The organism is Noviherbaspirillum sp. L7-7A, assembly GCF_019052805.1.
In the GTDB taxonomy this organism is placed as follows: Bacteria; Pseudomonadota; Gammaproteobacteria; order Burkholderiales; family Burkholderiaceae_D; genus Noviherbaspirillum_A.
In genome coordinates, this window is sequence record NZ_JAHQRJ010000001.1 from 2,588,789 (window position 1) to 2,615,359 (window position 26,571).

Here is a 26,571-nt window from a genome sequence, read left to right on the forward strand (position 1 = left end):
AAGGCCTGTTGCGTGTGCCGCCAAAACCGGGTTTCAGGGCAGTTCGGCCGAGCCCATGCGACGCAGGATCAGGCCGCTGCGACGGGCCAGATAGCTCGAATCGCGGTGCAGGTCGTAGTAGCGCGGATTGGGCAGCATCACCGCCAGCCGCGCCGCCTGGCTGGCAGACAGCCTTGCCGCCGACGTGCCGTAATAATGCCGCGCCGCGGCTTCGGCGCCGAACACGCCATTGCCCCACTCCACCACGTTCAGATAGATTTCGAAGATGCGTTCCTTGTCCATCCAGTATTCGATCATGTAGGCAATCACCACTTCCTGGCCCTTGCGCAGGTAGCTGCGCTCGCCCGACAGGAACAGGTTCTTGGCCAGCTGCTGGGTGATGGTGGACCCGCCCGAGACGACCTTGCCGCGCTTGCTGTTCTTTTCATAAGCCTTCTGCAGCGCATCCCAGTCTATCCCTTCATGGCCTGAGAAATTGGCATCCTCGGAGGCGATGATGGCGCGCTTCAGGTTGCCCGAGATGCGCTCATAGTCCACCCACTGGAACTGCAGCCTGGCGTCCGGATTCTTTTGCTGCAGCACCGACAGCTGCTGGCGCATGAAGCTGGTGGATGTCGGATTGTGCTCCACCCACCACCAGATCTGCGCGAAGAAATACAGCTGCAGCGCCAGCACCAGGATGACCGGCACCAGCACCAGCCAGAACAGCAGCTTCCTCAGCATGAACTACAGCAGGGCGCGCAGCGCCTGGTGCACCGGCGCGGTGTCGGGGCGCACGCCGCGCCAGACGAAAAAGGATTCGGCGGCCTGCTCGACCAGCATGCCCAGGCCATCGCGCGCGGTGGCGCCGTGGCTTTCGGCCAGGCGCATGAACGGCGTGGCGTCGCGGCCGTACATCATGTCGTAGGCCAGCGTGGCGGGGCCGAAGCAGGCGGCGGGCACCGGCGGCAGCGCCTGTTCCAGGCTGGCCGAGGTGGCATTGATGACCACGTCGAACATGGCGTCGAGCGCATCGAAGGCGCTGGCGCGCAGCACGCCATGCGGCGCCGAGAATTCCTGCACCAGCAGGTGCGCCTTCTCCGGCGTGCGGTTGGCTATCACGATCTCCGCCGGCTGCTGGTCCAGGAGCGGCAGCAGCACGCCGCGCGCGGCGCCGCCGGCGCCCAGCAGCAGCAGCCGCCTGCCCTGCAGCGCCACGCCGGCATTGCGGACGATGTCGGTCACCAGACCGACGCCATCGGTGTTGTCGCCATAGATCACGTCGCCGGAAAAGCGCAGCGTGTTGACCGCGCCGGCCGCCTGCGCCCGCACGCTCAGCTCGGTGGCCAGCGCATAGGCTTCCAGCTTGAACGGCACGGTGACGTTGGCCCCCAGCCCGCCGGCCTGCATGAAGGCGGCCACGGTCTGCGCGAAGCCGTCCAGCGGCGCCAGCAGCCGCTCGTAGCGGATATCCTCGCCGGTCTGCTGCGCGAAGCGCGCATGGATCTCGGGCGACTTGCTGTGGGCGATCGGGTTGCCGATCACGGCATAGTTGTCAGTCATCAGCTGCTTCCTCCACGCAGTTCGGTCTGCACCGCATCGTCGCGGGTGAACTTGAAGCGCGTGATGATTTCCCACACGTCGTCCTTGCCGCTGGTGCGCATGTTGTCGGGGAAGCGGCCGAAGGGCGCGGCGCGGCGCACGATGCGCAAGGCCGCCTCGTCCAGCGCCGGGTTGCCCGACGAGCGCTCCACGCGCGGGCCGCCTTCCTTGTCATAGATGGTGCCGTCCTGGAACACCGGTATGTACACCACCAGCTCGCCGTACAGCTTCTTCCCGTTCTGCTGCGGGAAGTTCAGGGTGCCGATATTCTCGATGCGCTTTTGCAGCTGGCTGTAATACATCGCATAGCCGACCTCGCGGGTGCTCGGCGTGATCTGGGTCTTGCGCGGCCGCTTGTTGTAGTCCTCGATCTGGCGGTTGATCTCGGCTTCGGCCCGCGCCAATGCGCGGGCGTTCTCATTGTCGTCGGGCGCGGCCGGCGTCGGCGGCGTGGCGCTCGGCGTGTCCTGCGGCGTGGTCCTGGGCGCCTTGTTGCGGGTCTGCTTGGCGTTCTGCGCCAGGATCTTCTGCTGTTCTTCCAGCTCGGCCACGCGCCGCCGCGCCGCCTTGATATTGTCGCCGTCCTCGCTCTTCTTCAGGTTGGGCAGCGGCGACTTGGCGCGGCCGGCGTCGGCATTGCCGCCGCCGTCGAGGTTGGCCTGGGCCAGCGCCTCGGCCTTGACCGGCTTCTTCTCGTGCCGGGCATTGACCAGGATGACTTCCAGGCCGGGGTCGACCGGCTTGAAGCGCACCGGCTCGGGCGCGGCGAAGCGCACGGCGAGCAGCACGGCATGCACCAGCAGGGAAATGACGACCGCGATCACCAGGGTGCGGTCTTGTAGGAAATGCTTCACGCGCAGCTTAGTCAGATTTCATCGGGACGTCGATTTTACGCCAAAGGGCAAAACGGGCGGCCGGGATTTGCCGGCCGGCCACGTTGCCGGCGGTTTCACGCAACAGGCGGCGCGGCATCGGCACGGGCGTCGGCGCCCGCTTCCACCGACTCGGCGGCCTCGGTCTGCTGCGCCGGATCGGCTTCCAGCGGCGGCATGCCGGCCGCCAGTTCGGCCTCGTCGGCCAGCGCATCGTCGGCCTCGGCCAGTGTGTCGTCGCCCGGACCGGCTTCCACTTCCAGCAGGCGCGCCTCGACCGACAGGTCGACCTCGTCCCAGCGCAGCAGGTCCAGCCTGACCTGGGTGCCGCGCGCCAGCTGCGCCATGCCGGACAGCTTCAGCACCAGCGGAATGTCGACCAGGCGCACGATCTCGTCCTTCAGCACCACGGCCTCGACCTGGCGCGCCTGCTCCTGCGCCAGCCAGCGCAGGCACCAGTAGCGTTCCATCGAGGACTGGAACTCGGCATAGGCGGCATAGGCGGCGTCGAAGGCGGACACGATGGCGAACAGGTCGGCATCCTTGGGCTTGAACGGCGCGGCCAGCGGGGCGGTCACGCCATGCTGCACGCAGGCCATGATCTGCCACTGGTTGACCAAGTCGGTGTAGCGGCGCAGCGGCGAGGTGCTCCATGCATACTGGTCCACCCCCAGGCCCTGGTGCGGCGCCGCGTGGGTGACCATGCGCACCTGCATGCGCGTGGCCCAGCCGCCACTGCCGCCGCCCTGCGCCCGATAGATGCCGGGAACGCCATGGTCGTGCATCAGCTTGCCCCAGGTGCTGTTGGCCAGGATCATCAGCTCGGCGACGATCTTGTCCAGCGGCGCGCCGCGCTTCCTGCGGCTGATGGTGACGACGTCGTCCTCGACATAGAAATTGAAGTCGACCCGGTTGTTCTGCTCCGGTTTCAGGCCGAACGACTCGCGCTTGACCTGACGGCCCTGTTCCAGCACCTGCGCCCACTGCCACAGCAATCCGATCTCTTCCTTGTACGGATAGTCGCCGGCGCCCTGGGCCAGGTTGTCTTCGGTGACCAGTTCATCGAGGTCGTTGTGGCGCAGGTTGGCCGCGATCGGCACCGCCTCGCTGCGGGTTTCGCTGGCGATCACGCTCCAGTCCGTGGTGTCGAGCGTCAGGTAGAGCGACAGCGCCGGGCAGGTGTGTCCTTCAGCCAGCGTGAATGCCGCCACCAGCTCATCCGGCAGCATGGTGATCTTGTCGCCGGGCATATAGACAGTGGACATGCGCTGGCGGGCGATGGCATCGATGGCGTCGTTGCGGGCAATGCCCAGGCCGGGGGCGGCGATATGGATGCCGATGCGGACCTTGCCGTCGTCCAGGCGGGTGACGGAGAAGGCGTCGTCGATTTCAGTAGTGGTGACATCGTCGATCGAAAACGCCTGCACGTCGGCCACCGGCAGCGACGGCCGCGGCGGAATGGCCACGGGCGGAAAGCCGGTGCCCCTGGGGAAGTTCTCCAGCAGGAAGCGGGTGAAATGCAGTTCCTTGGGCGAGGCGATCGCGCCGACCGACAGCATCAGCCGCTGCGGCGTGGTCTGCAGCTCCGAGGCGGCCGCGTCCAGCGCCTTGTACTCGATGCTGTTCTTGTCCGGCTTGAACAGGAGCTGGGTGGTGATCGGCTTCATCGCCTCCGGCAAGCGGCCGGCCTTCAGTTCCTCGACATAGCCGGCCTGCACCAGCTGCTGCTGCCGCTTCTTTTCCAGGCCGGCCAGCGCCGCCTTCAGGGTCGCCTCGGGCGCCGCCTTGTAGCGGCCGCGTCCCTTGCGATGAAAATAGATGGGCGCCGAATGCAGCTTCAGCACCAGGCCGGCCGCCTCATGGGCCTGCGGCGCATGGCCGAAATATTCCGTGCCCAGCTCGGCAAAGCCGAACTCTTCCTGGCCCGCCACTTCCCACAGGAAGTCGAGGTCGACTTCATCGGCGATACGCTGCGCATCGGCCAGCATCTCGGCCGGTGTCGGCGCGGCGAACTGCAGCAGCACGTCGCGCGCCCTGACCTTGGCCCGCTTGCCCGTCGGCAGTTCGACCTGGTAGGCCTCGCCCTGCTGGGATAACACCGCGCCGGCCTTGAAATCGCCGGACTCTTCAAAAAATAGATTCATCAGTCACTGCCTGTTTTGTATCGGGTAAGGGAATCAGCGCCGCGGCGCCAGTCGTGCCAGTGTCGGCAGAAATAATTCAGTCACGAGCAACAGCCCGCGGTGCCGTCGGTAGAGACAGCGGCGGGCATGGAGCACCCGCTCGTTGCCGCACGCGGGCGCCGCGGCCGCGGCACGGCGCGCCAGTGCATGGCGCGCATGGAGGCGCGCATGCTGCAGGCAGCCGCGCGCGATCAGGGGGTCGGAAAACAGCGCCGTGCCAAGCGAGCGCTGGCCCAGGCGATGGAAGAAGGGCCAGTCGGCGGCGCTGGACAATGCCGTCACGGTATGGGCATACACCACCGCTTCGCCATCGCAGCACAAAAGCACCTCACGCTCGCGCACCCGGGCCGCGCGCGAAAGGCCAATCACGGCGGCCTGGTCCGGCTGGCATACGCCATGCGACTGCCGTAGCAGCCTGACTTCAAAGTGCCGGCTGTGCGCCTGCAGCCTGGCGGTCAGGGAGCCGGGCTCGATCAGCCAGGGCCGCAGCAATGGCGGCGCACTGCCCGGCGGCAGATGGGCGAGCCAGCGATTCACGCCAGCGGCTCCGCGCCGTCGCAGAATGCCAGCACCGCGTCGATCTGGTCGGCAAAGCCGGACAGGCCGTGGTCGCTGCCCTGTATCACCAGTTGCCGCGCGCCGGCATAGTGGCGGGTCATGTCGCACCAGTCCAGCACCTCGTCGCCGGTGGCCGCGACCAGGAAATAACGCTCCGGCTGGCTGATATGCTGCACCGCCAGCGCCTGCAGCTCGGCGATGTATTCCCGCTTGAATTCGAAAGGCTGGCCGTCATGCCAGCCGGTGGTGATGCCGACATATTTTTCCAAGTCGCCCGGCGGCGACACCGCCGGGTTCAGCAGCACCGCGCGGCAGCCGGTTTGCTCGGCCAGCCAGGTCGCATAGTAGCCACCCAGGGACGAGCCGATCAGCGTCAGTTGCTGCGGCGACTGGCCGGCGATCAGCGACTGCACCAGGGCGATGGCCCCCGCCGGCGAGGCAGGCAACTGCGGGCACAGATAGTCCGCGCCACGGCCAAGCGCGTGCAGCCGCTGGTTTAGCAGGCGCGCCTTGAAGGACTGCGGCGAGGAGCGGAATCCGTGCAGATAGACGATCATGGATTGGTGTTGTCTTCAGCGCCGCGCCAGCGCGTCGAGCAGCTTCTGGTGCACGCCGCCGAAGCCGCCATTGCTCATGGCGAGCACCTGGTCGCCGGGACGGGCGTCGCGGGCGACCGCTGCCACCAGCGCGTCGATGTCATTGAACGCCTGCGCCCGCGCGCCCAGCGGCGCCAGCGCATCGGCCAGGCTCCAGCCCAGCGCATCCTTGCCGCTAGCCGCGCCATAGCCATACACCAGGTCAGCTTCGGCCAGGCTGTCGGGCAGCGCATCCTTCATCGCGCCGAGCTTCATGGTGTTGGAACGCGGCTCCAGCACCGCCAGGATGCGGGCATTGCCGCCGGCCTGCTTGCGCAAGCCGGCCACGGTGGTGGCGATCGCGGTCGGATGATGGGCGAAGTCGTCATAGACCGTGATCTCATTGACCACGCCGCGCACTTCCATGCGCCGCCGCACGCTCTCGAAATTTCCAAGCGCGGCAATCGCCTGCGCAGGCGGCACACCGACATGGCGCGCCGCGGCAATCGCCGCCAGGGCGTTCAGGCGGTTGTGCTCGCCCGACAGCTTCCATTGCACCGTGCCCTGCTGCTCGCCGTCGAGGAAGACATCGAAGCTGCCGTCGTGATGCTCATGCAGGCTCCAGCCGGACGCGTCACGCGCGCCGAACAGTTCCTTCTCGCTCCAGCAGCCGCGCGCCAGCACCCGCTCCAGCGCCGGTTCGCGGGCATTGACCACCAGCCGGCCCACGCCCGGCACGGTGCGCACCAGGTGATGGAACTGGGTCTCGATGGCGGCCAGATCGGGGAAGATGTCGGCGTGATCGTATTCCAGATTGTTCAGGATCGCGGTGCGCGCGTGGTAGTGCACGAACTTGCTGCGCTTGTCGAAGAAGGCGGTGTCGTATTCATCGGCTTCGATGACGAAGAAGGCGGACTCCCTGTCCCTGCCCTCGCCGCCCAGCCGCGCCGAGATGCCGAAGTTCATCGGCACGCCGCCGATCAGGAAGCCCGGCGCATAGCCGGCGTCTTCCAGTATCCAGGCCAGCATCGAGGACGTGGTGGTCTTGCCGTGGGTACCAGCCACTGCCAAGACCCAGCGATGACGCAGGATGTGCTCGCCTATCCACTGCGGGCCGGAGGTATAGGGCAGGCCGCGGTTGAGGATTTCTTCCATCAGCGGATTGCCGCGCGACACCACGTTGCCGATCACGTACAGGTCGGGCTGCAGCGCGATCTGCTCGGCGCCAAAGCCCTCGATCAGCGCAATGCCCTGCTCTTCCAGCTGGGTGCTCATCGGCGGATAGACATTGGCGTCGCAACCGGTGACCTTGTGGCCCGCCTGGCGTGCCAGCACGGCCAGGCCGCCCATGAACGTGCCGCAAATGCCAAGGATATGTATATGCATTGTACAATTTCGGATTGAATTAACCGGGATTCTACCCGACCCGCCGGACCAGGCCCGCCTTGCCACTTACCGAAAACCATGAGTAGCCACCCCACGGAAACCGAATTATTGCGCGCCGAAATTGCCGCAGCGGCAGCCCGCATGATCGCGGAAGACGGCGCTGACTATGGCACCGCCAAGCGGCGCGCCGCCCGGCAGATCCTGGGCGACGTCAAGGTCAGGGGCGATATTCTGCCCGACAATGCACAAATAGAGGATGAAGTGCGGGTTTATAACGACTTGTTTTTTTCAGCCACCCAGCCGGCGCGGCTGCTGCACCTGCGCAAGCTGGCCTTGCAATTGATGACCGAACTTGCCGACTTTTCGCCCTACCTGACCGGCGCCGTGCTCAACGGCACCGCCGGCGACCAGTCGGATATCCATCTCCAGCTGTTCGTGGAAAACACCAAGGATGTCGCCGTGTTCCTGATGAACCGGAACATCCAGTTCGAAGTATCGGAATCGCCGCATTTCCACAAGCGCGGGGACCCGGTCGAAACCCTGTCCTTTTTGCGCGGCAACGACGGCGTCCACCTGGCGCTGTATGACTACAACGACCTGCGTGCCGCCCGCAAGCCGGCCGACCCGGATCGCCCGGAACGGGCCAATATCGACGCCGTTCGCGCGCTGATCGAGAAAGAAGCCAAATGAGGCGGGGCATGCTGCCGCTTCTCGCCGTTGCCGTCGTCTTCGGCCTGGCCGGCGCCTGGTTCGGCAGCAAGCGCTTCGCCACCCAGCCCGCGCAACCCGAGGCCAGCGCCGGCTTCTACAACCGCACCCTGCCCGACGCCAAGGGCGAAAACATCGCAATGACCAAATGGAAGGGCCAGGCGCTGGTGCTGAATTTTTGGGCGACCTGGTGCGCGCCCTGTGTCGAGGAAATGCCGGAACTGACCGCGCTGCAAAAGGAGATTCAGCCCAGGAACATCCAGATCCTCGGCATCGGGATCGATAATCCGGCCAGCATCAGCGCGTTTGCCGAGAAATACCAGATCGGCTATCCGCTCTACGTGGCCGGCATCGACGGCTCCGAACTGTCGCGCCAGATGGGCAACCAGGCCGGCGGCTTGCCGTTTACCGTACTGCTGGATGCGTCGGGCAAGGTCAGGAAGACCTATCTCGGGCGGCTGAAAATGGACGAGCTGCGGCGCGATCTGAACGCCTTGTAAGCAGGTTTGGCGCATTTTCCTTGCCAATCTTCAGGATTTACCGGCAAAATGCCGCCAACTTCGTCAATTGGAATCCACCTCGATGGCAAAAAATCTACTCTTGCTCAATGGTCCCAACCTGAATCTGCTGGGAACCCGTGAGCCGGAAGTGTATGGATCGACCACCTTGGCGGACGTTGAGCAGGCAGCACAGGCACAGGCAAGCGCCGCCGATGCTGTCATCGCGACATTCCAGAGCAATCACGAAGGCGCATTGATCGACCGGATTCAGGCAGCACGTCTTGAAAAGGTCGACGCCATCATCATCAATCCCGGTGGACTGACGCATACCAGCGTTGCCTTGCGCGATGCGCTGGCTGGCGTCGCCATTCCGTTTGTGGAAATCCATATTTCCAACATCCACAAGCGCGAACCCTTCCGCCACAAATCGTTTCTCTCCGATATCGCTGTCGGCGTGATCTGCGGCCTGGGGGTCGAAGGTTACCGTGCCGCGATCGATTTCGCGCTCAAAAAGCTTTAAATCACAATAATTGCAATCGATCGGCAAGTTTCTGCCGATTACTACTACGAATATTTTGAGGGGTTCCCATGGATTTACGTAAACTGAAGACCTTGATCGACCTGGTCGCAGAATCAGATATCGCCGAGCTTGAAGTGACTGAAGGCGAAAGCAAGGTCCGCATCGTCAAATCCTCGGCTACTCCGCATAACCAGCTGGTGATGATGCAGCCGCAGGCCATGGCGCAGCAACCGGCCCAGAGCGCCGCGCCGGCGCCGGCCGCTCCGGCTGCCGCCGCCATCGAAGCCGTACCCACGGGCCATGTGGTGAAGTCGCCGATGGTCGGCACCTTCTATCGCGCCGCATCGCCTGGCTCGGCGCCGTTCGTCGACATCGGCGCCACCGTCAAGGAAGGCGACACCCTGTGCATCATCGAGGCAATGAAGCTGTTGAATGAGATCGATGCCGATGCTTCCGGCGTGATCCAGCAAATCCTGGTCGAGAACGGCCAGCCAGTCGAGTTCGGTCAGCCGCTGTTCATCATCGGATGACAGGGAGCGGCCTGCGGCGGCTCCTCCGCCGCGGCCATGCCTGTCCCTGTTTGTCCCCCTTAACGCCGACACCCTGACTGACACTCCCCAACCATGTTTGAAAAAATCCTCATTGCCAACCGCGGCGAAATTGCGCTGCGCATACAGCGCGCCTGCCGCGAGATGGGCATCAAGACCGTGGTCGTCCACTCGGAAGCCGACCGCGAAGCCAAGTATGTGAAGCTGGCCGATGAATCGGTCTGCATTGGCCCGGCTGCCTCGTCCCTGAGCTACCTGAGCATGCCGGCCATTATCAGCGCAGCCGAAGTCACCGATGCCGAAGCCATCCATCCCGGCTACGGATTCCTGTCCGAGAACGCCGACTTCGCCGAGCGGGTGGAGCAGTCCGGCTTCGTCTTCATCGGCCCGCGCTCGGACGCGATCCGCCTGATGGGCGACAAGGTGTCCGCCAAGCAGGCCATGATCAAGGCCGGCGTGCCCTGCGTGCCCGGCTCGGACGGCGCGCTGCCGGAAGACCCGAAGGAAATCATCCGTATTGCCCGCAAGGTCGGCTATCCGGTCATCATCAAGGCCGCCGGCGGCGGCGGCGGACGCGGCATGCGCGTGGTGCATACCGAGGCGGCGCTGCTGTCGGCGGTGACGATGACCCGCACCGAGGCTGGCACCGCCTTCGGCAACCCGGAAGTCTATATGGAGAAGTACCTGGAAAATCCGCGCCACGTGGAAATCCAGGTGCTGGCCGATGAATTCAAGAACGCCGTCTGGCTGGGCGAGCGCGACTGCTCGATGCAGCGCCGCCACCAGAAGGTGATCGAGGAAGCGCCGGCAGTCGGCATTGCGCGCAAGCTGATCGAGAAGATCGGCGACCGCTGCGCCGAAGCCTGCCGCCGCATCGGCTACCGCGGCGCCGGCACCTTCGAGTTCCTGTATGAGAACGGCGAGTTCTACTTCATCGAGATGAATACCCGCATCCAGGTCGAGCATCCGGTAACCGAGATGATCACCGGCATCGACCTGGTGCAGGAACAGATCCGCATCGCCGCCGGCGAGAAGCTGCGCTTCCGCCAGCGCGATGTCGAGCTGAAGGGCCATGCGATCGAATGCCGCATCAATGCCGAAGACCCGTTCAAGTTCACGCCCTCGCCGGGACGCATCACCTCCTGGCATCCGCCCGGCGGCCCCGGCATCCGGGTCGACTCCCATGCCTATGCCGGCTACTACGTGCCGCCGCATTACGACTCCATGGTGGGCAAGGTGATCGCCTATGGCGCCACCCGTGAGCAGGCCATCCGCCGCATGCAGATCGCGCTGTCGGAAATGGTGGTCGAAGGCATCCTGACCAACATCCCGCTGCACCGCGAACTGATGGTGGATGCGCGCTTCATCGAAGGCGGCACCAATATCCATTACCTGGAGCACAAGCTGGCGACCAAGCCGGACTTGCCCAAGGAAGCGGCTTAATCCGGGGTGATGCAGGGCCCGGCAGGCGCCGGCCACTGTGCTTTTGCAAGCGGGCGGCATGCCGCCCGCTTGCATTCGTGATTGCCCATTGCCCATTGCCGATTGCGCGCTACGATTGCGCTTCCCATCCTGAACAAAGCTGTTATATATAGCGGCCAGGCCGGACACCCTCCATCCAAACCGACGGAATTCTCATGAGCTGGACCGAAATCGTGATCGAAGTACCCCTGCACCAGGCCGAACTGCTGTCGGACGCGCTGATGGAAGCCGGCGCGCTGTCGGTGTCGGTGGAAGATGCCGATGCCGGCACCGATGCCGAGCAGCCGGTGTTTGGCGAACCCGGCATGGAGCCGACCCAGCCGGGCTGGGAACGCAGCCGCGTGGTGGCGCTGGCCGATGCCGATGCCGACCACAACGCCATCATCGGCGACGCGCTGGCGGCGCTGGGCCTGTCCGCCGGCGAGGTACGGCATGAGCTGCGCACGGTGGCGGACCAGGATTGGGTGCGGCTGACGCAATCGCAGTTCGAGCCCATCCATATCGGCAGGAACATCTGGGTGGTGCCGAGCTGGCATGACGCGCCCGATCCGGATGCGCTGGTGCTGGAACTGGACCCTGGCCTGGCCTTCGGCACCGGCAGCCATCCCACTACCCGGCTATGCATGGAATGGCTGGAATCCCATCCGCCGCGCGGCCTGTCTGTGCTCGACTATGGCTGCGGCTCCGGCATCCTGGCCATGGTGGCCGCGAAACTTGGCGCAACGCCAGTGGCCGGTGTGGACATTGACCCGCAGGCGATCGAATCGGCCAACTTCAATGCGCAGCGCAACCACTGCGACATTGCCTATTACCTGCCCGACCAGTTCGGCGCCACCGAAGCGCAGACACGCTACGACGTGGTAGTGGCCAACATCCTGTCAAGCCCGCTGAAGCTGATGGCGCCGATGCTGGCCGGCCGGGTCAGGCCAGGCGGCGCCCTGGTATTGTCGGGCGTGCTGGCGCGCCAGGCGCAGGAAGTCATCGATGCCTATGCGCCCTATATTGCGCTGAGCGTCTGGGCCGAACGTGAAGGCTGGGTGGCGCTTGCAGGTGCCGCCAAGGCCGACGGCGGCCGGTAATGGCAATGGTGCTGGCAACACGCTGCCCGCACTGCCGGACCACGTTCCGGGTCGTCCAGGACCAGCTCAAGCTGCGTGGCGGCCTGGTGCGCTGCGGCGCCTGCAAGGAAATCTTCAACGGCACCGAACACCTGCTGCGGCCGATGGAGCCGTCGGCACCTGCCACTGCGCCGCAGGCGGAAGCAGGTTCGCCGGCCGCGCCGGCTGCCTCGACTACTGCCGCCGCTACTTCGGCTGCGACGGCGCAACCGCCGCTCAACACGCCAGCGACGCCCGCCGCGCCCGCCATGCCGCCCGCAGCCGATACTCCGGCCACCGAGCAGCCATCGCCCGATCCGCTGCTGCGCATGACGCTGATGGACTTCTCCCATTTCGATGAAGAGACCGGGAGGCCCGACACGACGCCGCCGCCCGGCGCGCCACAGCCCCCTGCCCAGCCCGCGTTTTCATTGCCGCGCATGGCTGCCGCGCCGGCTGCGGAGCCGGCCGAGGCAGGCACAGGCACAAGTACACGCGCCGCCGACAGCGGCGACGACCTTGGACGCGTGATCGACGACCTGAAGAGCAAGCCGTGGCGCGGCATGAGCGGCAAGCGTGCCCGCCCCGATGAAGATGCAATCGACGCGCTCGACTCGGCGGAGCCGGACTTCGTGATGCGCGCCCGTCGCCAGCAACGCCTGGCACGCAGTACCCGGCTGGGCCTGCTGGCCGGATCGGTCTTTCTGGCGCTGCTGCTGCTCTTTCAGATCGTGTACCACTTCCGGGTGCAGCTGGCAGCCGCGTCGCCCGCGGCCTCCACCATGCTGGCCGGCCTGTGCCGCCTTGCCGGCTGCACGGTCGGCCTGCCAGCGCATATCGAGATGGTGACCATCGAATCGAGCGAGCTGCAGGCCCTGCCCGGCAACACCGACACCTTCACCCTGCTGGCCCTCTTGCGCAACCGCAGCGCTACCCGCCAGCAATGGCCGCACATCGAGCTGACCCTGAACGACGCCAACGAGGCCGCGGTGGCGCGCCGGGTAATCGCACCGCGCGACTACCTGCCCGCCGGCCAGGATCCCGCAGAAGGCTTTGCACCCAATTCCGAGCAGCCGGCACGGCTGGTATTCAATCTCACGCAGGTCAAGGCCGCCGGTTTTCGCGTCTACCTGTTCTATCCCTGATCCTCACCCTTTATCCAAAACGGACTCTCCATGACTGCCCTCATCTGCGGCTCGCTTGCCTTCGATACCATCATGGCCTTCGGCGGCCGCTTTTCCGAAGCCCTGCTGGCCGATCAGCTGCACAAGATCAATGTGGCCTTCCTAGTGCCCAGCATGCGCCGCGAGTTTGGCGGCTGCGCCGGCAACATTGCCTATAACCTGAAGCTTCTGGGCGGCGATCCGCTGATCATGGCCACCATAGGCCAGGACGGCGGCGCCTATCATGAACGGCTGGACCAGCTGGATATCTCGCGTCGCTGCATCCGCACGATAGACGATGCCTATACCGCGCAGGCCTTCATCACCACCGATGCCGGCAGCAACCAGATCACCGCCTTCCATCCGGGCGCGATGTCAGTGTCCTTCGAGAACAAGGTTGCCGACGCCGGCGCCGTCAAGCTCGCCATCATTGCGCCCGATGGCCGCGACGGCATGCTGCAGCATGCGCAGCAGTGCGCCGACCTGAACGTGCCCTTCATCTTCGATCCGGGCCAGGGCCTGCCGATGTTCGACGGCGCCGAACTCACCCGCTTCATTGAACTTGCCACCTGGGTTGCAGTCAACGACTACGAGGCCGAGCTGCTGATGGAACGCACCGGCCTGTCCCTTGCCGACATCGCCGGCAAGGTGGACGCGCTGGTCGTGACCCGCGGCGAGCGCGGCTCTGAAATCCACACCGGCGGCAAGCGCATCGACATACCCTGTGTGCCGGTCGAGAAGGTGGTCGACCCTACCGGCTGCGGCGACGCCTTCCGCGCCGGCATGATGCATGGCCTGTCGCGTGGTTTTGACTGGGAAACCACGGGCCGCATCGCCAGCCTGATGGGCGCGATCAAGATCACCCATCAGGGCGGCCAGAATCATGCGCCGTCGCTGGCCGAAATCGAAGAGCGCTTCGAGCAGGCTTTCGGTTACCGTTTCTGAGAACGCACAGACAGGGAGAACAGCATGCGCAAGATACTGGGCATCAGCCTGGCCCTCGCCGCGATGTCGGGTTGCGCCGGCGACCCCGGCCTGCCTTCCACATCATCGACGCAGGGAACCACGGTTGTGCGCAACGCCATGGTGATCGGCGTGGAGATGCCGCCATCGGCGGACGCCATCGCCCGCCTGCAGCTGCGCTATGACAATGGCAGCGTTGCCACGGAAGAAGTGATGACGACGGAAGTGTTCAAGGTGGGCGACAAGGTCAGGGTCACCCACAGCCGGGGCACGGCGCGCATCGAGCGGCTGGATTAAGCCAGCCGCCCTATAAGCTCAGAAAGCCAGCGGCAGCAGCAGCGCGCTGCTGACCGACAGCCCAATGCGCAGCAGCAGGAAGGCCACGATGGGGCTGAGGTCGATGCCGCCCATCAGCGGTATCACCCGGCGCAGCGGCCGCATCATGGGCTCGTTCATGGCCCTGACCAGCGGCGCCAGCGGCGCATGCGGATTGACCCAGCTGAAGATCACTTCAATCAGCAGGAGGCCCATCAGGCCATACAGCATCCACTGCACCAGCCGCAGCAGCGACAGCACGATCAGGGCCTGCGGCGTGACGCTGGCGGCGATCAGCAGGTCCAGCGCGACCGACACCATGATCATCAGGAAGGCGCCGATCAGCGAGGCCCAGTCATAGCCGCCCACGCCCGGCAGCAGCCGGCGCAGCGGCTTGACCAGCCAGTCGGTTGCCTGGAACATGAAATGCGCAAAGGCCATGGGCGGGCGCACCCGCACTGCCTGCATCCAGAAACGCACCAGGAAAAGCGCACCCAGGATGCCGGTGACGGTATCGACGATCAAACCAAAAATGCTGTACAGCACGGCGTTGTACCCCCTGATAAAAAACCCGCTGCATGACGCGCGGTCATGCAGCGGGCATTGTGCCCGAACTTAAGCGGGCGACCAAGCAGCCAGCGTCTTAAGGACGGTTGGTGCCGGTCGGGAACGGCCAGGCTGCAGCCGGGTTGATCACGGTCTTCACAGCGGGCGTTGCCGGTGCGGCGGGCGCTGCTGCTGGTGCTGCTGGTGCAGCGGTCTTGGCTGCCGTGGTGGCTGCGCTTTTACGGGCTGCCGCTTTCTTAGGCGCTGCGGTCTTGGCCGGTGCTGCAGCCTTCTTCGCTGGCGCCGCCTGCGGTGCCTTCTTCGCTACTGCCGTCTTGGCTGGCGCTTTCTTGGCGACGGCCTTTTTGGCAGCCGGGGCCTTCTTGGCGACGGCTTTCTTGGCGACGGCCTTCTTGGCTGCCGGGGCCTTCTTGGCGACGGCCTTTTTAGCGACCGCCTTCTTGGCGACTGCCTTCTTGGCGACTGCCTTCTTGGCGACGGCCTTCTTCGCTGCCGGTGCTTTCTTGGCTACAGCCTTCTTAGCGACCGCTTTCTTGGCTACGGCCTTCTTCGCCACGGCTTTCTTGGCGACGGCCTTCTTTGCTGCCGGGGCCTTCTTGGCGACTGCCTTCTTGGCTACGGCCTTCTTGGCGACCGCCTTCTTTGCTGCCGGGGCCTTCTTGGCTACGGCCTTCTTGGCTACGGCCTTCTTGGCGACCGCTTTGCTGGCCGGAGCGGCTGCCTTCTTTGCTACCGGCTTGCCGGTAGCAGCTTTTTTCGCAGCGCTTTTCTTCGCTGCGGTTTTCTTTGCTGCTGTTGCCATTTGTTTCTCCTTCACGTGATAGGAAATCAAGCTAAAGATCGAACCCGCACGTGGCATCGCGCTGCCCCGGGCGGGTTATTCATCGGCACAAGCAGGCTGCGCTTGCGCTAATGAATTCGGCACCAGCTGAACTGCTGCATCTCCTCGTTCATGCAGCACTTCAGCCATCATTGGCGGTTGCGGCGCGCAAGCGCGCGGCGACCGCCAAAAAAAACGCCGGCCACAAAGCCGGCGTCGGAATACTGTTTCAAAAAGGACAAACCGTTTTTCGAAGAAAACGCCGCCTTGCCCGACAGGATCGGGCGCAGCGGCGTTTGCAGGTCAGAGCGTTCAGATCTTCTACTGTCCATTCAATTCGGTTTTACCCTTTCTTGGCCCACCGTCTTTCTGGTTCCAGTTCATCTTGGGCAGCGGTTCACGCTTTCATGCATCCCACCGATATCACTACCCGGGGACGGACCCACTGCCATGCCGTCCTGATGCTGATGCCGATGAAGCCAACCGCTGTCGTTTGTCGCTTTAACTTAATCCCAGTTAAGCGCTCCACCCGTCTGGTATTCGATGACCCTTGTTTCGAAAAAGTTTCGCTCTTTCTTCAGGTCGATCATCTCGCTCATCCAGGGGAACGGATTTTCTTCTTGCGCGAACATCGCTTCCAGACCAATTTGCTGTGCGCGACGATTTGCGATGAAGCGGAGGTAGCCTTTGAACATGGGTGCATTCAGCCCTAGCACACCACGCGGCATTGTATCCTCTGCGTAGCGATATTCCAACTCTACGGCTTGCAAAAACAACGCTTTGATCTCGTCCTTGAACTCGGGTGTCCAGAGGTGAGGATTCTCCATCTTGATGGTGTTGATCAGGTCGATGCCGAAGTTGCAGTGCATGGACTCATCGCGCAGGATGTACTGGTACTGCTCGGCCGCGCCCATCATCTTGTTCTGACGGCCCAGCGCAAGGATCTGCGTGAAGCCGACATAGAAGAACAGGCCTTCCATCAGGCAGGCAAACACGATCAGCGACTTGAGCAGCTTCTGGTCCGCCTCGGTGGTGCCGGTCGTGAATGCGGGATCGGTCAGCACGTCGATGAAGGGGATCAGGAACTCGTCCTTGTCGCGGATCGAAGCGACTTCATGATAGGCGTTGAAGATCTCGCCCTCGTCCAGGCCCAGCGACTCCACGATGTACTGGTAGGCATGGGTATGGATCGCTTCCTCGAATGCCTGGCGCAGCAGGTACTGGCGGCATTCAGGGGCGGTGATGTGGCGGTAGGTGCCCAGCACGATGTTGTTGGCGGCCAGCGAATCGGCGGTGACGAAGAAGCCGAGGTTGCGCTTGACCAGGCGACGCTCGTCGTCGGTCAGGCCGTTCGGATTCTTCCACAGCTCGATGTCGCGCTGCATGTTGATTTCCTGCGGCATCCAGTGATTGGCGCAGCCGGCAAGGTACTTGTCCCAGGCCCATTTGTACTTGAACGGCACCAGCTGGTTGACATCGGTCTGGCCGTTGATGATGCGCTTGTCGGCAGCATTGACGCGGCGCTCGGCGTTGGGCGCTGCCTCCGCGGGCTGCGCCATCACCGCGGGGTTGTATGCCACGTCCTGATTCAACGGGGCGGCGGGCACCGCGGCCTGCAGGCGTGCCTGCGGCTCGGCTGCGCGCGGCGCTGGCGCGGTGGTAGAGGTGGAGGTAACTTCATCGTCCCAGGAAAGCATGGTCATGTCCTTTACGTGTCTTTTGATTTGCAGCCGCCGTGCTGCATCGGGCGGCACTCTTTGGGGCCTCGTGAAGCGCTGGCAACCGCCTCGGGGACCGTCATCCGGCGGCGCTTCCCACACCATGCCGCAGTGCTGGAAAGGGCGCGATCGCGACCCCGAAATGGTGGACGTATTTTACACCAGTCGGCAAAAATGACCACTACAGATAGGGCCCGAAGCGTAAAAAACGCCATATCTAGTGTTTGCAAAAACGGACACCTGCTCTGATCGGGTGGCTTTCCGGCCCTACCGGAGCGGCTTGCCGGCATCTGCCTGGCAGCGGGCGCCCGTCTTTATGGCCTCTGTTTGAGGCATTCGTTATACAGGCCAGAAATCCGGCCTGCCCATGGAACCCGAACGGCCGAGCGACTTCTATCCAACAGGTGCCGGCGCGCCCGCGCGCCGGCGTAGTCAATCATCACAGTTATTGGAAACAGTCATGTGCGGCATAGCAGGAGAACTGCGGTTCGATCAACAATTTGCGGACGTCGCAGCGGTGGTCCGGATGGCGGAGTCGCAGGCGCGACGCGGCCCCGACGGCGAAGGCATCTTCAGCCTCGGCAGCCGCTGCTTCGGCCACCGGCGCCTGTCCATCATGGATCTGAGCCAGCGTGCTCACCAGCCCTTCATCGACAATCTGCTCGGCCTGGGCATCGTCTTCAACGGTGCCATCTACAACCATCACGAGCTGCGCGCCGAACTGCAGGCGCAAGGCTACCAGTTCGCCTCCACCGGCGACACGGAAGTCATCATCAAGGCCTGGCATGCATGGGGTCCGGCGGCGCTGGACCGGCTCTACGGCATGTTTGCGTTTGCCCTGTGGGAACGCGATAGCGGCAAGACCTACCTGGCGCGCGACCGGCTCGGCATCAAGCCGCTCTACTACACGCAGGACCAGAACCGGTTGCGCTTTGCCTCCACGCTGCCGGCGCTGCTCAAGGGCGGCGGCATCGATACCAGGCTGGATACGCAGGCGCTGCATCATTACCTGAGCTGGCATGCGGTGGTGCCGGCGCCGCTGACCATGCTGCGCGGCGTGAGAAAGCTCGCGCCCGCAACCTACATGACGGTGCATCCGGACGGCAGCAGCGAGACCACCGCATGGTGGCGGCTGGACTTTCCCGGCAAGGCCGAGGATGAACAGCGCAGCTTCGGGGAATGGCGCGACATGGTGCTGGAATCGCTGCGCCTGTCGGTCAGGCGCCGGCTGGTAGCCGACGTGCCGGTCGGCGTGCTGCTCTCGGGCGGCCTGGACTCCAGCCTGATTACCGGCCTGCTGGCAGAAGCCGGCACCAAGGACCTGCGCACCTACTCGATCGGCTTCGAGGCGGTGGACCAGGAGGCCGGCGACGAGTACTACTACTCCGACCTGATTGCGAAGCACTACGGCACCGTGCATGAAAAGCTGCACATTCCCGCCGACCATCTGCTGGCCTCGCTGCCGGATGCCATCGCCGCAATGGCCGAGCCCATGGTCAGCCACGACTGCGTGGCTTTCTACCTGCTGTCGCAGGCGGTATCCAAACACAGCCGCGTGGTGCAGAGCGGCCAGGGCGCCGACGAGGTGTTCGGCGGCTATCACTGGTATCCGCCGCTGGCCGACATCCATGACGATGAAGCCGGCGTGGCGGCCTACCGCAAGGTGTTCTTCGACCGCACCCATCAGGACCTGCTGGGACTGCTCCAGCCCGGTACCGACATGCCAGACTGGAGCGGCGACTTCCTGCGCGACCATTTCGCCATGGCCGGCGCGAACAGCGCGATCGATCGCGCGTTGCGGCTCGACACCACGGTGATGCTGGTCGACGACCCGGTCAAGCGGGTCGACAACATGACCATGGCCTTTGGCCTGGAAGCGCGCGTGCCCTTCCTCGACCATGAACTGGTGGAACTGGCCGCGCGCATCCCGGCGCGCCACAAGATCGCCGAAGGCGGCAAGCATGTGCTGAAGGAAGCGGCGCGCCGCGTGATCCCGGCCGCGGTGATCGACCGGCCCAAGGGCTATTTCCCGGTGCCTGCACTGAAGTATCTGCGCGGCGACTTCCTGGAGTATGTGCGCGGCCTGCTCGACTCGCCCCGCGCGCGCGAACGCGGCCTGTTCCGGCGCGATGCGGTGGAACGCATGCTGGCCGCGCCCGACAGCGCCATCACGCCGCTGCGCGGTTCCACACTATGGCAGCTGGCGCTGCTGGAAGCCTGGCTGCAGACCAATGGCCTGTAACCGAGCTGCCCATCAATGAATACGGAAAGAAGCAAATGAACACTCCGCAGCAACAAGGCGCCGCCGGCATCACCTTGCCGCCGTCGCTGGCCACCGATGCCGAAACCAGCATCGCGCCGCATGCCAATGTGATCCTCGATTGCGGCTGGGGCCGCCTGATGTATGCGCCCTCCTTCGAATCCACCAAGCTGCTGGCCTCGGAACTGATGCAGGAAGAAGCCGGCAAGCGCGACATTGCGCTGTATGTGCAGGCGCCGCAATTGCTGCTGGCCGAAGCGCCGGCCAGCCTGTTCCTCGATCCGTCGCTGATGTTCCGGCGACCGCTGGCCGCCGATGCGCCCGCGGCCGGAACGGCGCCGGGCGTGGTGATACGGCGCCTCACCACCCGTGCCGACATTGCCGCAATGAACCGGCTCTACAGCATGCGCGGCATGGTGCCGCTGGAGCCGCGCACGGTGTGGCGGCAGCGCGAATCGGATGCGCTGATCTACCTGATCGCCGAGGATGAGCGCACCGGCGAAGTGATCGGCTCGGTGATGGGCGTGGACCATGTGCTAGCCTTCGGCGACGAGGAAGGCGGCAGCAGCTTCTGGTGCCTGGTGGTCGACCCGCAAACCACCATGGCCGGCGTCGGCACGTCGCTGGTGAACCAGCTGATCGATCTCTTCACCAGCCGCGGCCGCGCCTTCCTCGACCTGTCGGTGCTGCATACCAACCAGAATGCCATCGGCCTGTACCAGAAGCTGGGCTTTGCGCAGACCACCGGCTTTGCGGTCAAGCACAAGAACTCCATCAACGAGCGGCTGTTCATCGATACCGCAGAGGTGTCGGCGCTCAATCCCTATGCCCGCATCATCGTCGACGAAGCGCGCCGGCGCGGCATTGGCGTGGAAATCGTCGATGCCCAGGCCGGCATCTTCAAGCTGCGGCATGTGGGCCATGAAATGCTGTGCCGGGAATCCCTGACCGAGCTGACCGGGGGCGTTGCGATGACCTGGTGCCAGGACAAGGTGCTGACGCTGCGGCGCCTGGCGTCGGTCGGCCTCAAGGTGCCGCAGCAGCGGGTGGCCGGGGACGCCGAGGCCGACGCCGCCTTCCTGCGCGAGCATGGCGAGATCGTGGTCAAGCCGGCGATGGGCGAACAGGGCAAGGGCATCAGCATGGGCGTGCGGACCGAAGAGGACCTGGCCAATGCGATGCAGCGGGCGCAGAAGGAAGGCGGCCATGTGGTGCTGGAGCAATTCTGCAGCGGGCAGGACCTGCGCATCGTCGTGATCGGCTACAAGGTCGTGGCCGCGGCCATACGCCGGCCGGCCGAAGTCACCGGCGACGGCCAGTCCACGCTGGCGCAGCTGATCGAGCGCCACAGCGCGCGGCGCGCGGCCGCCACGGGCGGTGAAAGCCGCATCCCGATGGATGCGGAGACCGGGCGCTGCCTGGCCGAACAGGGCCTGACGATGGACTCGGTGCCGGAAGACGGCCAGCGGGTGCAGGTACGCAAGACTGCCAACCTGCACACCGGCGGCACCATCCACGATGTCACCGCCGCGCTGCATCCGACGCTGCGCGCCGCCGCCGAGAGCGCCGCGCGGGCGTTGCGCATCCCGGTAGTTGGCCTGGACTTCCTGGTGCCTGCGCCGGACCAGGAAGAGTACGTGATCATCGAGGCCAACGAGCGTCCCGGCCTTGCCAACCACGAACCGCAACCGACCGCGCAGCGCTTCGTCGACCTCCTGTTTCCCTATACCGCCTGAGCCCTTATGCAGAAACTCCCGATCGATGCCGACTACCTGAAGACCACGCTGCTGGAACTGCTGGCCATTCCCAGCCCGACCGGGCTGACCGATGAAATCGTGCACTACACCGGCGCCAAGCTCGATGCGCTCGGCGTGGCTTATGAACTGACCCGGCGCGGCACCATCCGCGCCATCCTGCGCCGCAACCTGCCGGAACGGCGGCGCACCAACCCGGCCTGCGCCATCGTCGCCCATCTCGACACGCTGGGCGCGATGGTGCGCGAGATCAAGCCCAGCGGCCGGCTGTCGCTGATGCCGGTGGGCACCTGGTCCAGCCGCTGGGCCGAGGGCGGCCGCGTCACGCTGTTTACCGATGCCGGCCGCGAGCGCGGCTCGGTGCTGCCGCTGATGGCCTCGGGCCATGTGTACAACGAAGCCATCGACAGCCAGCCGGTCAACTGGGACCAGCTCGAACTGCGCATCGACGCGCCGATTGCCTCGGCCGGGGAGGCAAAGGCGCGCGGCATCCAGGTCGGCGACTTCGTTGCCTTCGACGCCGCGCCGGAAGTGCTGGAGAACGGCTACATCGTCTCGCGCCACCTGGACGACAAGGCCGGCGTGGCCGCGGTGCTGGCCGCGCTGAAGGCCGTGGTCGACAGCAAGGCCACGGTGCCGATGAACTGCCACCTGGTGTTTACGCTGACCGAGGAAGTCGGCTCCGGCGCGCGCGCCGTGATCGAGAGCGACGTCAGCGAAGTCATCGGCGTGGACATCGGCCCGGTGGCCACCGGCCAGGGCGCGCATGAAATGGGCGTGACCATCCCGCTGATGGATTCGGCCGGGCCGCATGACTACCACCTGACGCGGCGCCTGCTGAAGCTGTGCGAGGACCATGACATCCCCAGCCACCGCGATGTGTTCCGCTTCTACCATTCCGACGCCAGCGCGGCGGTGAATGCCGGCCATGATGTGCGCACTGCCCTGCTGTGCTTCGGCGCCGATGCCTCGCACGGCTACGAGCGCACCCATCTGTCGGGCCTGGTGAATCTGGCCGAACTGCTGGTGCTGTACATCCAGAGCGGTCCCACCATTGCCAGCGACCGCGAGCGCTGGGTGGATTCGGTGGAGGGCTTTTCCCATCAGCTCGATGCCGAACAGCTGGCGCGCGCCGACACGCCGCTGCCGGATGCGAACGAACTGGTGCGCCCTGGCGAGACGGCCGCGGCGGACGAGGAAAAAGGCGGCGCCTAGGCCGGTTCAGGCGCCGGCGATGACGGCCCTCATCCCGGCTGCCGCGCTGCCTGCTACTGCGGTTTCTGCGTTTGCAGCTGCGGCTGCAGCGGCAGGCGCAATACCGCCACGCCATCGCCTACCGCCGGATGGACCTCGAAGCCCAGCTTCCTGACCATGTCCAGCAGCGGGCGATTGTCCAGCAGCGCCTCGCCGACCATTTCCCGGGTGCCGCGGCTCTTGCAGTAGGCGATCAGCTTGTGCATCAGCATCATGCCCAGGCCGTGTCCCTTCATGTCGGAGCGCACGATGATGGCGAACTCGGCCTTGATGTTGTCGGGGTCGGCAATGGCGCGCGCCACGCCCAGGGTTTCCTGGCTGCCGTCGGCACGCCAGCGCACGGCGACAAAGGCCATCTCGCGGTCATAGTCGATCTGGGTCAGGCGGGCAAGCTGAGAAGACCGCAGTTCGCGCATGCGGGAGAAAATCCGAAAGCGCACATCCTCGGGGTCCAGCGCATTGAAGAAGCGCAGGTGTTCCTCGCCGTCCTCGGGCCGGATCGGCCGCAGCAGCAGCGTTTCGCCCTGCCATGGCAGGGTTTCCTCCAGTTCATTCGGATAAGGCCGGATCGCCAGCCTGGCCCGGCCATCGCCGACCGGACGCGGCGCCAGCTTGACGCGGGCATCCAGTGCAATCACGCCGTTGGCATCGGCCAGCAGCGGATTGATGTCGAGCTCGACGATTTCCGGGATATCGGTCACCAGATGCGATAGCTTCACCAGCGTCAGGCAGATGGCGTCGATGTCGGCCGGCGCCTGGTTGCGATAGCCGCGCAGCAGTTTGGCAACCCGGGTGCGCGCCACCATCGCCTGCGCCAGCGGCATGTTCAAGGGCGGCAGCTCCATTGCATGGTCGGCAGTCACTTCCACGGCAATGCCGCCCTGGCCGAACAGCAGCACCGGGCCAAACACGGGATCGGTGGCAACGCCGACGATCAGTTCGTGCGCGCGCGGCCGGCGCGCCATGGCCTGGACGGTGAAGCCCGACAGCGTGGCATCGGGCAGCAGCTCGCGCAGGCGCCGCTGCATCGCGGTGGCGGCGGCCAGCACCGCCGGCGCGTCCTCCAGGTCCAGTACCACGCCGCCCACATCCGACTTGTGGCTGATCTGCGGCGACAGGATCTTCAGCGCCACGGGAAAGCCGATCTCGCTGGCCGCCGCCGCCGCTTCCTCTGCGCTGGCTGCAGTGCGGGTGGCCACCACCGGGATGCCATAGGCGGCCAGCAGGCGATGCGATTCGGGCTCGGTCAGCATGCTGCGGCAGCTGGCGAGCACGTCGCGCACCAGTTCGCGGGCGGCGGCGCGGTCGGCGCCGAAGTCCTGCGGCAGCGACGGCGGCACCTGCATCAGCAGTTCCTGGTTGCGCCGGTACTGCACGATCTGCATGAAGCCGCGCACCGCTTCCTCGGGCGTGTCGTAGGTCGGTATGCCCTGGTCGGCAAAGACCTGGCGCGCCGCCGCGAGAGCGTCGCCGCCCAGCCAGCAGGCCAGCACATTGCGCGCGCTCTTTGCCAGCAGGGGCGCCACTGTCTGAGCCACGTCGAGGCTGGGCACGATGGCGGTCGGCGCATGGATGAACAGCAGCGCATCCGAGCCCGGATCGGACAGCAGGATCTCGGCTGCCTGCCGGTAGCGTTCGGCAGGCGCGTCGCCGATGATGTCGACCGGATTGCCATGCGACCAGGTCAGCGGCAGCACCGCGTCCAGCGCTTCCAGGGTCTGCGGCGCCAGCGTGGCCAGCTTGCCGCCATCGGCGATCAGGGCATCGGTCGCCATCACGCCCGGGCCGCCGCCATTGGTCAGGATGCACAGCCGTTCGCCCACCAGCGGCCGCGCCCGCCCCAGCGTTTCCACCGCCGAGAACAGGTCTTCGGTGGAATACACCCGCAGCATGCCGGCCCGGCGTATCGCGGCATCGTAGACATCGTCCGATCCCGCCATGGCGCCGGTATGCGAGGCCGCCGCCCGCGCGCCTTCGGCGGCGCGGCCGGCCTTGATCACCAGCACCGGCTTGCTGCGCGCGGCCGCCCGCGCCGCCGACATGAATTTGCGGGCATCGCGGATGTCTTCTATATAGAGCAGGATGGCGCGGGTGGCGCTGTCGCCGGCCAGGTAGTCGAGCAGGTCGCCGAAGTCGATGTCGGCCGCTTCGCCCAGCGACACGAAGCGCGAGAAGCCGATGCCGCGGCTGCCGGCCCAGTCCAGCACGCCCGTCACCAATGCGCCCGACTGCGACACGAAGGCCAGCTTGCCGGGGCGCGCGCCGATATGCGCAAAGCTGGCGTTAAGGCCGATGCCAGGCACCAGCATGCCCACGCAATTGGGGCCGAGGATGCGCAGCAGCGAGGTGCGCGCCGCATCCAGCATGCGCTGCTTCAATGTCACGCCATGCCGGTCCACGGCGCTGCCGAGGCCGGCGGTCAGCACGATGGCGGCGCGGGTGCCGCGCGCGCCCAGCTGCGCGATCAGGTCCGGCACCGTATGCGGCGGCGTGCAGATCACTGCCAGGTCGGGGGCAGCCGGCAGCGCGGCCACGTCGCGGTACACCGGCCTGCCGGCAAGTTCATCGTATTTCGGATTGACTGCATACAGCTCGCCGCGGAAGCCACCAGCCAGCAGATTGGCCAGCACGGTGGCGCCCACGCTGTGGGGCCGGGCCGACGCGCCGATCACCGCGACCGACTTCGGTTCGAACAGGTATTGCAGGTTGCGTGTGCTCATGAAACGCTCCACAAGAGGGGTATCGGAACATTTTGACCTGGGTCAAACGCCGCGGAAACATGGCGCGGCACAGCCTCAGGATAGTGGACTGTCGGGCCGGGCAATCTTAGGCTAGACATGCAAACCTTTCCAAAATTCCAACAAGGAGATTGTGATGAGCTACAAGACCATCGTAGTGCATGTCGACCGGTCCAGGCATGCGCCGCAGCGACTCCGCATCGCCGCCGAGCTCGCACTGCGCGACAATGCCCACCTGACCGGCGTGGCCATGACCGGCATCTCGCGCTATCTGCTGGAAGGCGACGCGGTCAATCAGCATGAGCCGGTCCTGGTCACCCATCTCGACTATCTTCGCAAAGAGGCCGAGCAGGCGCTGGCACAGTTCGAGGAGACGGTGCGCAGCATGGGCGTGCTGTCCTGGGAAAAACGCCTGGTCGACGACGAGCCGGCCGGCGGCCTCAGCCTGGAAGCGCGCTATGCCGACCTGGTGGTGATGAGTCAGACCGACAGCGGCGAATCGCTGCCGGGCATCATGAGCGACTTCCCCGAATATGTGGTGATGAACGCCGGCCGTCCGGTGCTGCTGGTGCCCTACGCCGGCGAGTTCCCGCATGTCGGCCGCAAGGTGCTGCTGGCCTGGGATGGCAGCATGGAAGCCGGCCGCGCCATCAACGGCGCCATGCCGATGCTGCGCCAGGCGCAGGAGGTCAAGGTGGTGGTGTTCAATGCCGAGCGCCAGGTCAATGTGCATGGCGAGCAGCCGGGCGCCGACCTGGCGCTTTATCTGGCGCGCCACGGCGTGAAGGTGGATGTGCTGCAGGAAACCACCGAGCAGGACAGCGGCAATGCGCTGCTGTCGCTGGCGGCCGATGCGAATGCCGACCTGCTGGTGATGGGCTGCTATGTGCATTCGCGTTTTCGCGAAGTGCTGCTGGGCGGCGCCACGCGCACGGTGCTGGAATCGATGACGCTGCCGGTACTGATGTCGCACTGATACTGCAACCACAGCGCTGCGTCCGCCAAGGCG

Annotated in this window: 25 protein-coding genes; 13 read left to right on the forward strand and 12 right to left on the reverse strand. The window is 65.3% G+C overall.

The window, feature by feature from the left end:
- Positions 1 to 33: 33 nt before the first annotated feature.
- The 7 genes from mtgA to mpl form a co-directional block, all read right to left on the reverse strand.
- A complete protein-coding gene (gene mtgA / locus KTQ42_RS11745) occupies positions 34 to 723 on the reverse strand; it encodes a monofunctional biosynthetic peptidoglycan transglycosylase (RefSeq protein ID WP_217345663.1) in 690 nt (229 codons plus the stop codon).
- 3 nt (positions 724 to 726) lie between these two features.
- Positions 727 to 1,542 carry a shikimate dehydrogenase gene (gene aroE / locus KTQ42_RS11750; RefSeq protein WP_217345664.1) on the reverse strand — a complete coding sequence of 272 codons (816 nt, stop codon included), beginning with the start codon at positions 1,540 to 1,542 and terminating at the stop codon, positions 727 to 729.
- Positions 1,542 to 2,435 (reverse strand): TonB family protein, encoded by an 894-nt coding sequence (locus KTQ42_RS11755; RefSeq protein ID WP_217345665.1) that lies wholly within the window; start codon positions 2,433 to 2,435, stop codon positions 1,542 to 1,544. Before KTQ42_RS11755 ends, aroE begins: the two co-directional genes overlap by 1 nt.
- A 95-nt stretch (positions 2,436 to 2,530) precedes the next feature.
- Positions 2,531 to 4,597, reverse strand: a complete 2,067-nt coding sequence (locus KTQ42_RS11760; RefSeq protein WP_217345666.1) for an RNB domain-containing ribonuclease — start codon at positions 4,595 to 4,597, stop codon at positions 2,531 to 2,533.
- 33 nt (positions 4,598 to 4,630) lie between these two features.
- Entirely contained in the window at positions 4,631 to 5,173 is a 543-nt protein-coding gene (locus KTQ42_RS11765) for a chorismate lyase (RefSeq protein WP_349292140.1), read from the reverse strand.
- Positions 5,170 to 5,751, reverse strand: a complete 582-nt coding sequence (locus KTQ42_RS11770; protein WP_217345667.1) for a YqiA/YcfP family alpha/beta fold hydrolase — start codon at positions 5,749 to 5,751, stop codon at positions 5,170 to 5,172. Before KTQ42_RS11770 ends, KTQ42_RS11765 begins: the two co-directional genes overlap by 4 nt.
- A gap of 15 nt (positions 5,752 to 5,766) precedes the next feature.
- Entirely contained in the window at positions 5,767 to 7,155 is a 1,389-nt protein-coding gene (gene mpl / locus KTQ42_RS11775; protein WP_217345668.1) for a UDP-N-acetylmuramate:L-alanyl-gamma-D-glutamyl-meso-diaminopimelate ligase, read from the reverse strand.
- 78 nt (positions 7,156 to 7,233) lie between these two features.
- Here mpl and KTQ42_RS11780 point away from each other — a divergent pair, with 78 nt between their 5' ends.
- The 9 genes from KTQ42_RS11780 (at position 7,234) to KTQ42_RS11820 (ending at position 14,433) form a co-directional block, all read left to right on the forward strand.
- Positions 7,234 to 7,845 (forward strand): hypothetical protein, encoded by a 612-nt coding sequence (locus KTQ42_RS11780; RefSeq protein ID WP_217345669.1) that lies wholly within the window; start codon positions 7,234 to 7,236, stop codon positions 7,843 to 7,845.
- 8 nt (positions 7,846 to 7,853) lie between these two features.
- Positions 7,854 to 8,363: a TlpA disulfide reductase family protein gene (locus KTQ42_RS11785; RefSeq protein ID WP_249222732.1), complete on the forward strand. Its 510-nt coding sequence runs from the start codon at positions 7,854 to 7,856 to the stop codon at positions 8,361 to 8,363.
- 82 nt (positions 8,364 to 8,445) lie between these two features.
- Complete coding sequence (gene aroQ / locus KTQ42_RS11790; protein WP_217346928.1) at positions 8,446 to 8,883, forward strand: type II 3-dehydroquinate dehydratase; 438 nt, start codon at positions 8,446 to 8,448, stop codon at positions 8,881 to 8,883.
- A gap of 68 nt (positions 8,884 to 8,951) precedes the next feature.
- Complete coding sequence (gene accB / locus KTQ42_RS11795) at positions 8,952 to 9,413, forward strand: acetyl-CoA carboxylase biotin carboxyl carrier protein (protein ID WP_217345671.1); 462 nt, start codon at positions 8,952 to 8,954, stop codon at positions 9,411 to 9,413.
- A 93-nt stretch (positions 9,414 to 9,506) separates the two neighbouring features.
- The gene (accC, locus tag KTQ42_RS11800) at positions 9,507 to 10,874 is read left to right on the forward strand and encodes an acetyl-CoA carboxylase biotin carboxylase subunit (protein ID WP_217345672.1); all 1,368 of its coding nucleotides are present in this window, start codon (positions 9,507 to 9,509) and stop codon (positions 10,872 to 10,874) included.
- A gap of 194 nt (positions 10,875 to 11,068) precedes the next feature.
- Complete coding sequence (gene prmA, locus KTQ42_RS11805; RefSeq protein WP_217345673.1) at positions 11,069 to 11,992, forward strand: 50S ribosomal protein L11 methyltransferase; 924 nt, start codon at positions 11,069 to 11,071, stop codon at positions 11,990 to 11,992.
- On the forward strand, positions 11,992 to 13,155 hold the full coding sequence (locus KTQ42_RS11810; RefSeq protein ID WP_217345674.1) for a DUF3426 domain-containing protein: 1,164 nt from the start codon (positions 11,992 to 11,994) through the stop codon (positions 13,153 to 13,155). Before prmA ends, KTQ42_RS11810 begins: the two co-directional genes overlap by 1 nt.
- 30 nt (positions 13,156 to 13,185) lie before the next feature.
- Positions 13,186 to 14,118 (forward strand): carbohydrate kinase family protein, encoded by a 933-nt coding sequence (locus tag KTQ42_RS11815; protein WP_217345675.1) that lies wholly within the window; start codon positions 13,186 to 13,188, stop codon positions 14,116 to 14,118.
- A 24-nt stretch (positions 14,119 to 14,142) separates the two neighbouring features.
- Positions 14,143 to 14,433, forward strand: a complete 291-nt coding sequence (locus KTQ42_RS11820; protein WP_217345676.1) for a hypothetical protein — start codon at positions 14,143 to 14,145, stop codon at positions 14,431 to 14,433.
- A gap of 18 nt (positions 14,434 to 14,451) precedes the next feature.
- Here KTQ42_RS11820 and KTQ42_RS11825 read toward each other — a convergent pair whose 3' ends face one another.
- The 4 genes from KTQ42_RS11825 to KTQ42_RS11840 form a co-directional block, all read right to left on the reverse strand.
- Entirely contained in the window at positions 14,452 to 14,997 is a 546-nt protein-coding gene (locus KTQ42_RS11825; RefSeq protein WP_217345677.1) for a YggT family protein, read from the reverse strand.
- 97 nt (positions 14,998 to 15,094) lie between these two features.
- Complete coding sequence (locus KTQ42_RS11830; RefSeq protein ID WP_217345678.1) at positions 15,095 to 15,877, reverse strand: histone H1-like DNA-binding protein; 783 nt, start codon at positions 15,875 to 15,877, stop codon at positions 15,095 to 15,097.
- Positions 15,878 to 15,987: 110 nt separating this feature from the next.
- Positions 15,988 to 16,170, reverse strand: coding sequence for a hypothetical protein (locus KTQ42_RS11835; protein ID WP_217345679.1), 183 nt, complete (start codon positions 16,168 to 16,170; stop codon positions 15,988 to 15,990).
- A 174-nt stretch (positions 16,171 to 16,344) separates the two neighbouring features.
- Complete coding sequence (locus tag KTQ42_RS11840; RefSeq protein ID WP_217345680.1) at positions 16,345 to 17,535, reverse strand: ribonucleotide-diphosphate reductase subunit beta; 1,191 nt, start codon at positions 17,533 to 17,535, stop codon at positions 16,345 to 16,347.
- A 481-nt stretch (positions 17,536 to 18,016) separates the two neighbouring features.
- Here KTQ42_RS11840 and KTQ42_RS11845 point away from each other — a divergent pair, with 481 nt between their 5' ends.
- Genes KTQ42_RS11845 through KTQ42_RS11855 form a run of 3 tightly spaced genes read left to right on the forward strand, consistent with a single transcriptional unit; the run spans position 18,017 to position 22,785 of the window.
- A complete protein-coding gene (locus KTQ42_RS11845) occupies positions 18,017 to 19,798 on the forward strand; it encodes an N-acetylglutaminylglutamine amidotransferase (RefSeq protein ID WP_217345681.1) in 1,782 nt (593 codons plus the stop codon).
- Positions 19,799 to 19,833: 35 nt separating this feature from the next.
- Positions 19,834 to 21,552, forward strand: a complete 1,719-nt coding sequence (gene ngg / locus KTQ42_RS11850) for an N-acetylglutaminylglutamine synthetase (protein ID WP_217345682.1) — start codon at positions 19,834 to 19,836, stop codon at positions 21,550 to 21,552.
- A 6-nt stretch (positions 21,553 to 21,558) separates the two neighbouring features.
- Positions 21,559 to 22,785 (forward strand): osmoprotectant NAGGN system M42 family peptidase, encoded by a 1,227-nt coding sequence (locus tag KTQ42_RS11855; RefSeq protein ID WP_217345683.1) that lies wholly within the window; start codon positions 21,559 to 21,561, stop codon positions 22,783 to 22,785.
- Between the two features lie 53 nt (positions 22,786 to 22,838).
- Here the strand turns inward: KTQ42_RS11855 and KTQ42_RS11860 are convergent, their stop codons facing one another.
- The gene (locus tag KTQ42_RS11860) at positions 22,839 to 25,544 is read right to left on the reverse strand and encodes a bifunctional acetate--CoA ligase family protein/GNAT family N-acetyltransferase (RefSeq protein WP_217345684.1); all 2,706 of its coding nucleotides are present in this window, start codon (positions 25,542 to 25,544) and stop codon (positions 22,839 to 22,841) included.
- 154 nt (positions 25,545 to 25,698) lie between these two features.
- Here KTQ42_RS11860 and KTQ42_RS11865 point away from each other — a divergent pair, with 154 nt between their 5' ends.
- Positions 25,699 to 26,538 (forward strand): universal stress protein, encoded by an 840-nt coding sequence (locus KTQ42_RS11865; protein WP_217345685.1) that lies wholly within the window; start codon positions 25,699 to 25,701, stop codon positions 26,536 to 26,538.
- Positions 26,539 to 26,571 lie beyond the last annotated feature (33 nt).

Bases quoted from the DNA above. Each gene is read 5' to 3' on its own strand.
- mtgA (WP_217345663.1), bottom strand. From the start codon at position 723: ATGCTGAGGAAGCTGCTGTTCTGGCTGGTGCTGGTGCCGGTCATCCTG.
- aroE (WP_217345664.1), bottom strand. From the start codon at position 1,542: ATGACTGACAACTATGCCGTGATCGGCAACCCGATCGCCCACAGCAAG.
- KTQ42_RS11760 (WP_217345666.1), bottom strand. From the start codon at position 4,597: ATGAATCTATTTTTTGAAGAGTCCGGCGATTTCAAGGCCGGCGCGGTG.
- KTQ42_RS11770 (WP_217345667.1), bottom strand. From the start codon at position 5,751: ATGATCGTCTATCTGCACGGATTCCGCTCCTCGCCGCAGTCCTTCAAG.
- mpl (WP_217345668.1), bottom strand. From the start codon at position 7,155: ATGCATATACATATCCTTGGCATTTGCGGCACGTTCATGGGCGGCCTG.
- KTQ42_RS11780 (WP_217345669.1), top strand. From the start codon at position 7,234: ATGAGTAGCCACCCCACGGAAACCGAATTATTGCGCGCCGAAATTGCC.
- KTQ42_RS11785 (WP_249222732.1), top strand. From the start codon at position 7,854: ATGCTGCCGCTTCTCGCCGTTGCCGTCGTCTTCGGCCTGGCCGGCGCC.
- aroQ (WP_217346928.1), top strand. From the start codon at position 8,446: ATGGCAAAAAATCTACTCTTGCTCAATGGTCCCAACCTGAATCTGCTG.
- accB (WP_217345671.1), top strand. From the start codon at position 8,952: ATGGATTTACGTAAACTGAAGACCTTGATCGACCTGGTCGCAGAATCA.
- accC (WP_217345672.1), top strand. From the start codon at position 9,507: ATGTTTGAAAAAATCCTCATTGCCAACCGCGGCGAAATTGCGCTGCGC.
- prmA (WP_217345673.1), top strand. From the start codon at position 11,069: ATGAGCTGGACCGAAATCGTGATCGAAGTACCCCTGCACCAGGCCGAA.
- KTQ42_RS11810 (WP_217345674.1), top strand. From the start codon at position 11,992: ATGGCAATGGTGCTGGCAACACGCTGCCCGCACTGCCGGACCACGTTC.
- KTQ42_RS11815 (WP_217345675.1), top strand. From the start codon at position 13,186: ATGACTGCCCTCATCTGCGGCTCGCTTGCCTTCGATACCATCATGGCC.
- KTQ42_RS11820 (WP_217345676.1), top strand. From the start codon at position 14,143: ATGCGCAAGATACTGGGCATCAGCCTGGCCCTCGCCGCGATGTCGGGT.
- KTQ42_RS11830 (WP_217345678.1), bottom strand. From the start codon at position 15,877: ATGCCACGTGCGGGTTCGATCTTTAGCTTGATTTCCTATCACGTGAAG.
- KTQ42_RS11835 (WP_217345679.1), bottom strand. From the start codon at position 16,170: ATGGACAGTAGAAGATCTGAACGCTCTGACCTGCAAACGCCGCTGCGC.
- KTQ42_RS11840 (WP_217345680.1), bottom strand. From the start codon at position 17,535: ATGCTTTCCTGGGACGATGAAGTTACCTCCACCTCTACCACCGCGCCA.
- KTQ42_RS11845 (WP_217345681.1), top strand. From the start codon at position 18,017: ATGTGCGGCATAGCAGGAGAACTGCGGTTCGATCAACAATTTGCGGAC.
- ngg (WP_217345682.1), top strand. From the start codon at position 19,834: ATGAACACTCCGCAGCAACAAGGCGCCGCCGGCATCACCTTGCCGCCG.
- KTQ42_RS11855 (WP_217345683.1), top strand. From the start codon at position 21,559: ATGCAGAAACTCCCGATCGATGCCGACTACCTGAAGACCACGCTGCTG.
- KTQ42_RS11860 (WP_217345684.1), bottom strand. From the start codon at position 25,544: ATGAGCACACGCAACCTGCAATACCTGTTCGAACCGAAGTCGGTCGCG.
- KTQ42_RS11865 (WP_217345685.1), top strand. From the start codon at position 25,699: ATGAGCTACAAGACCATCGTAGTGCATGTCGACCGGTCCAGGCATGCG.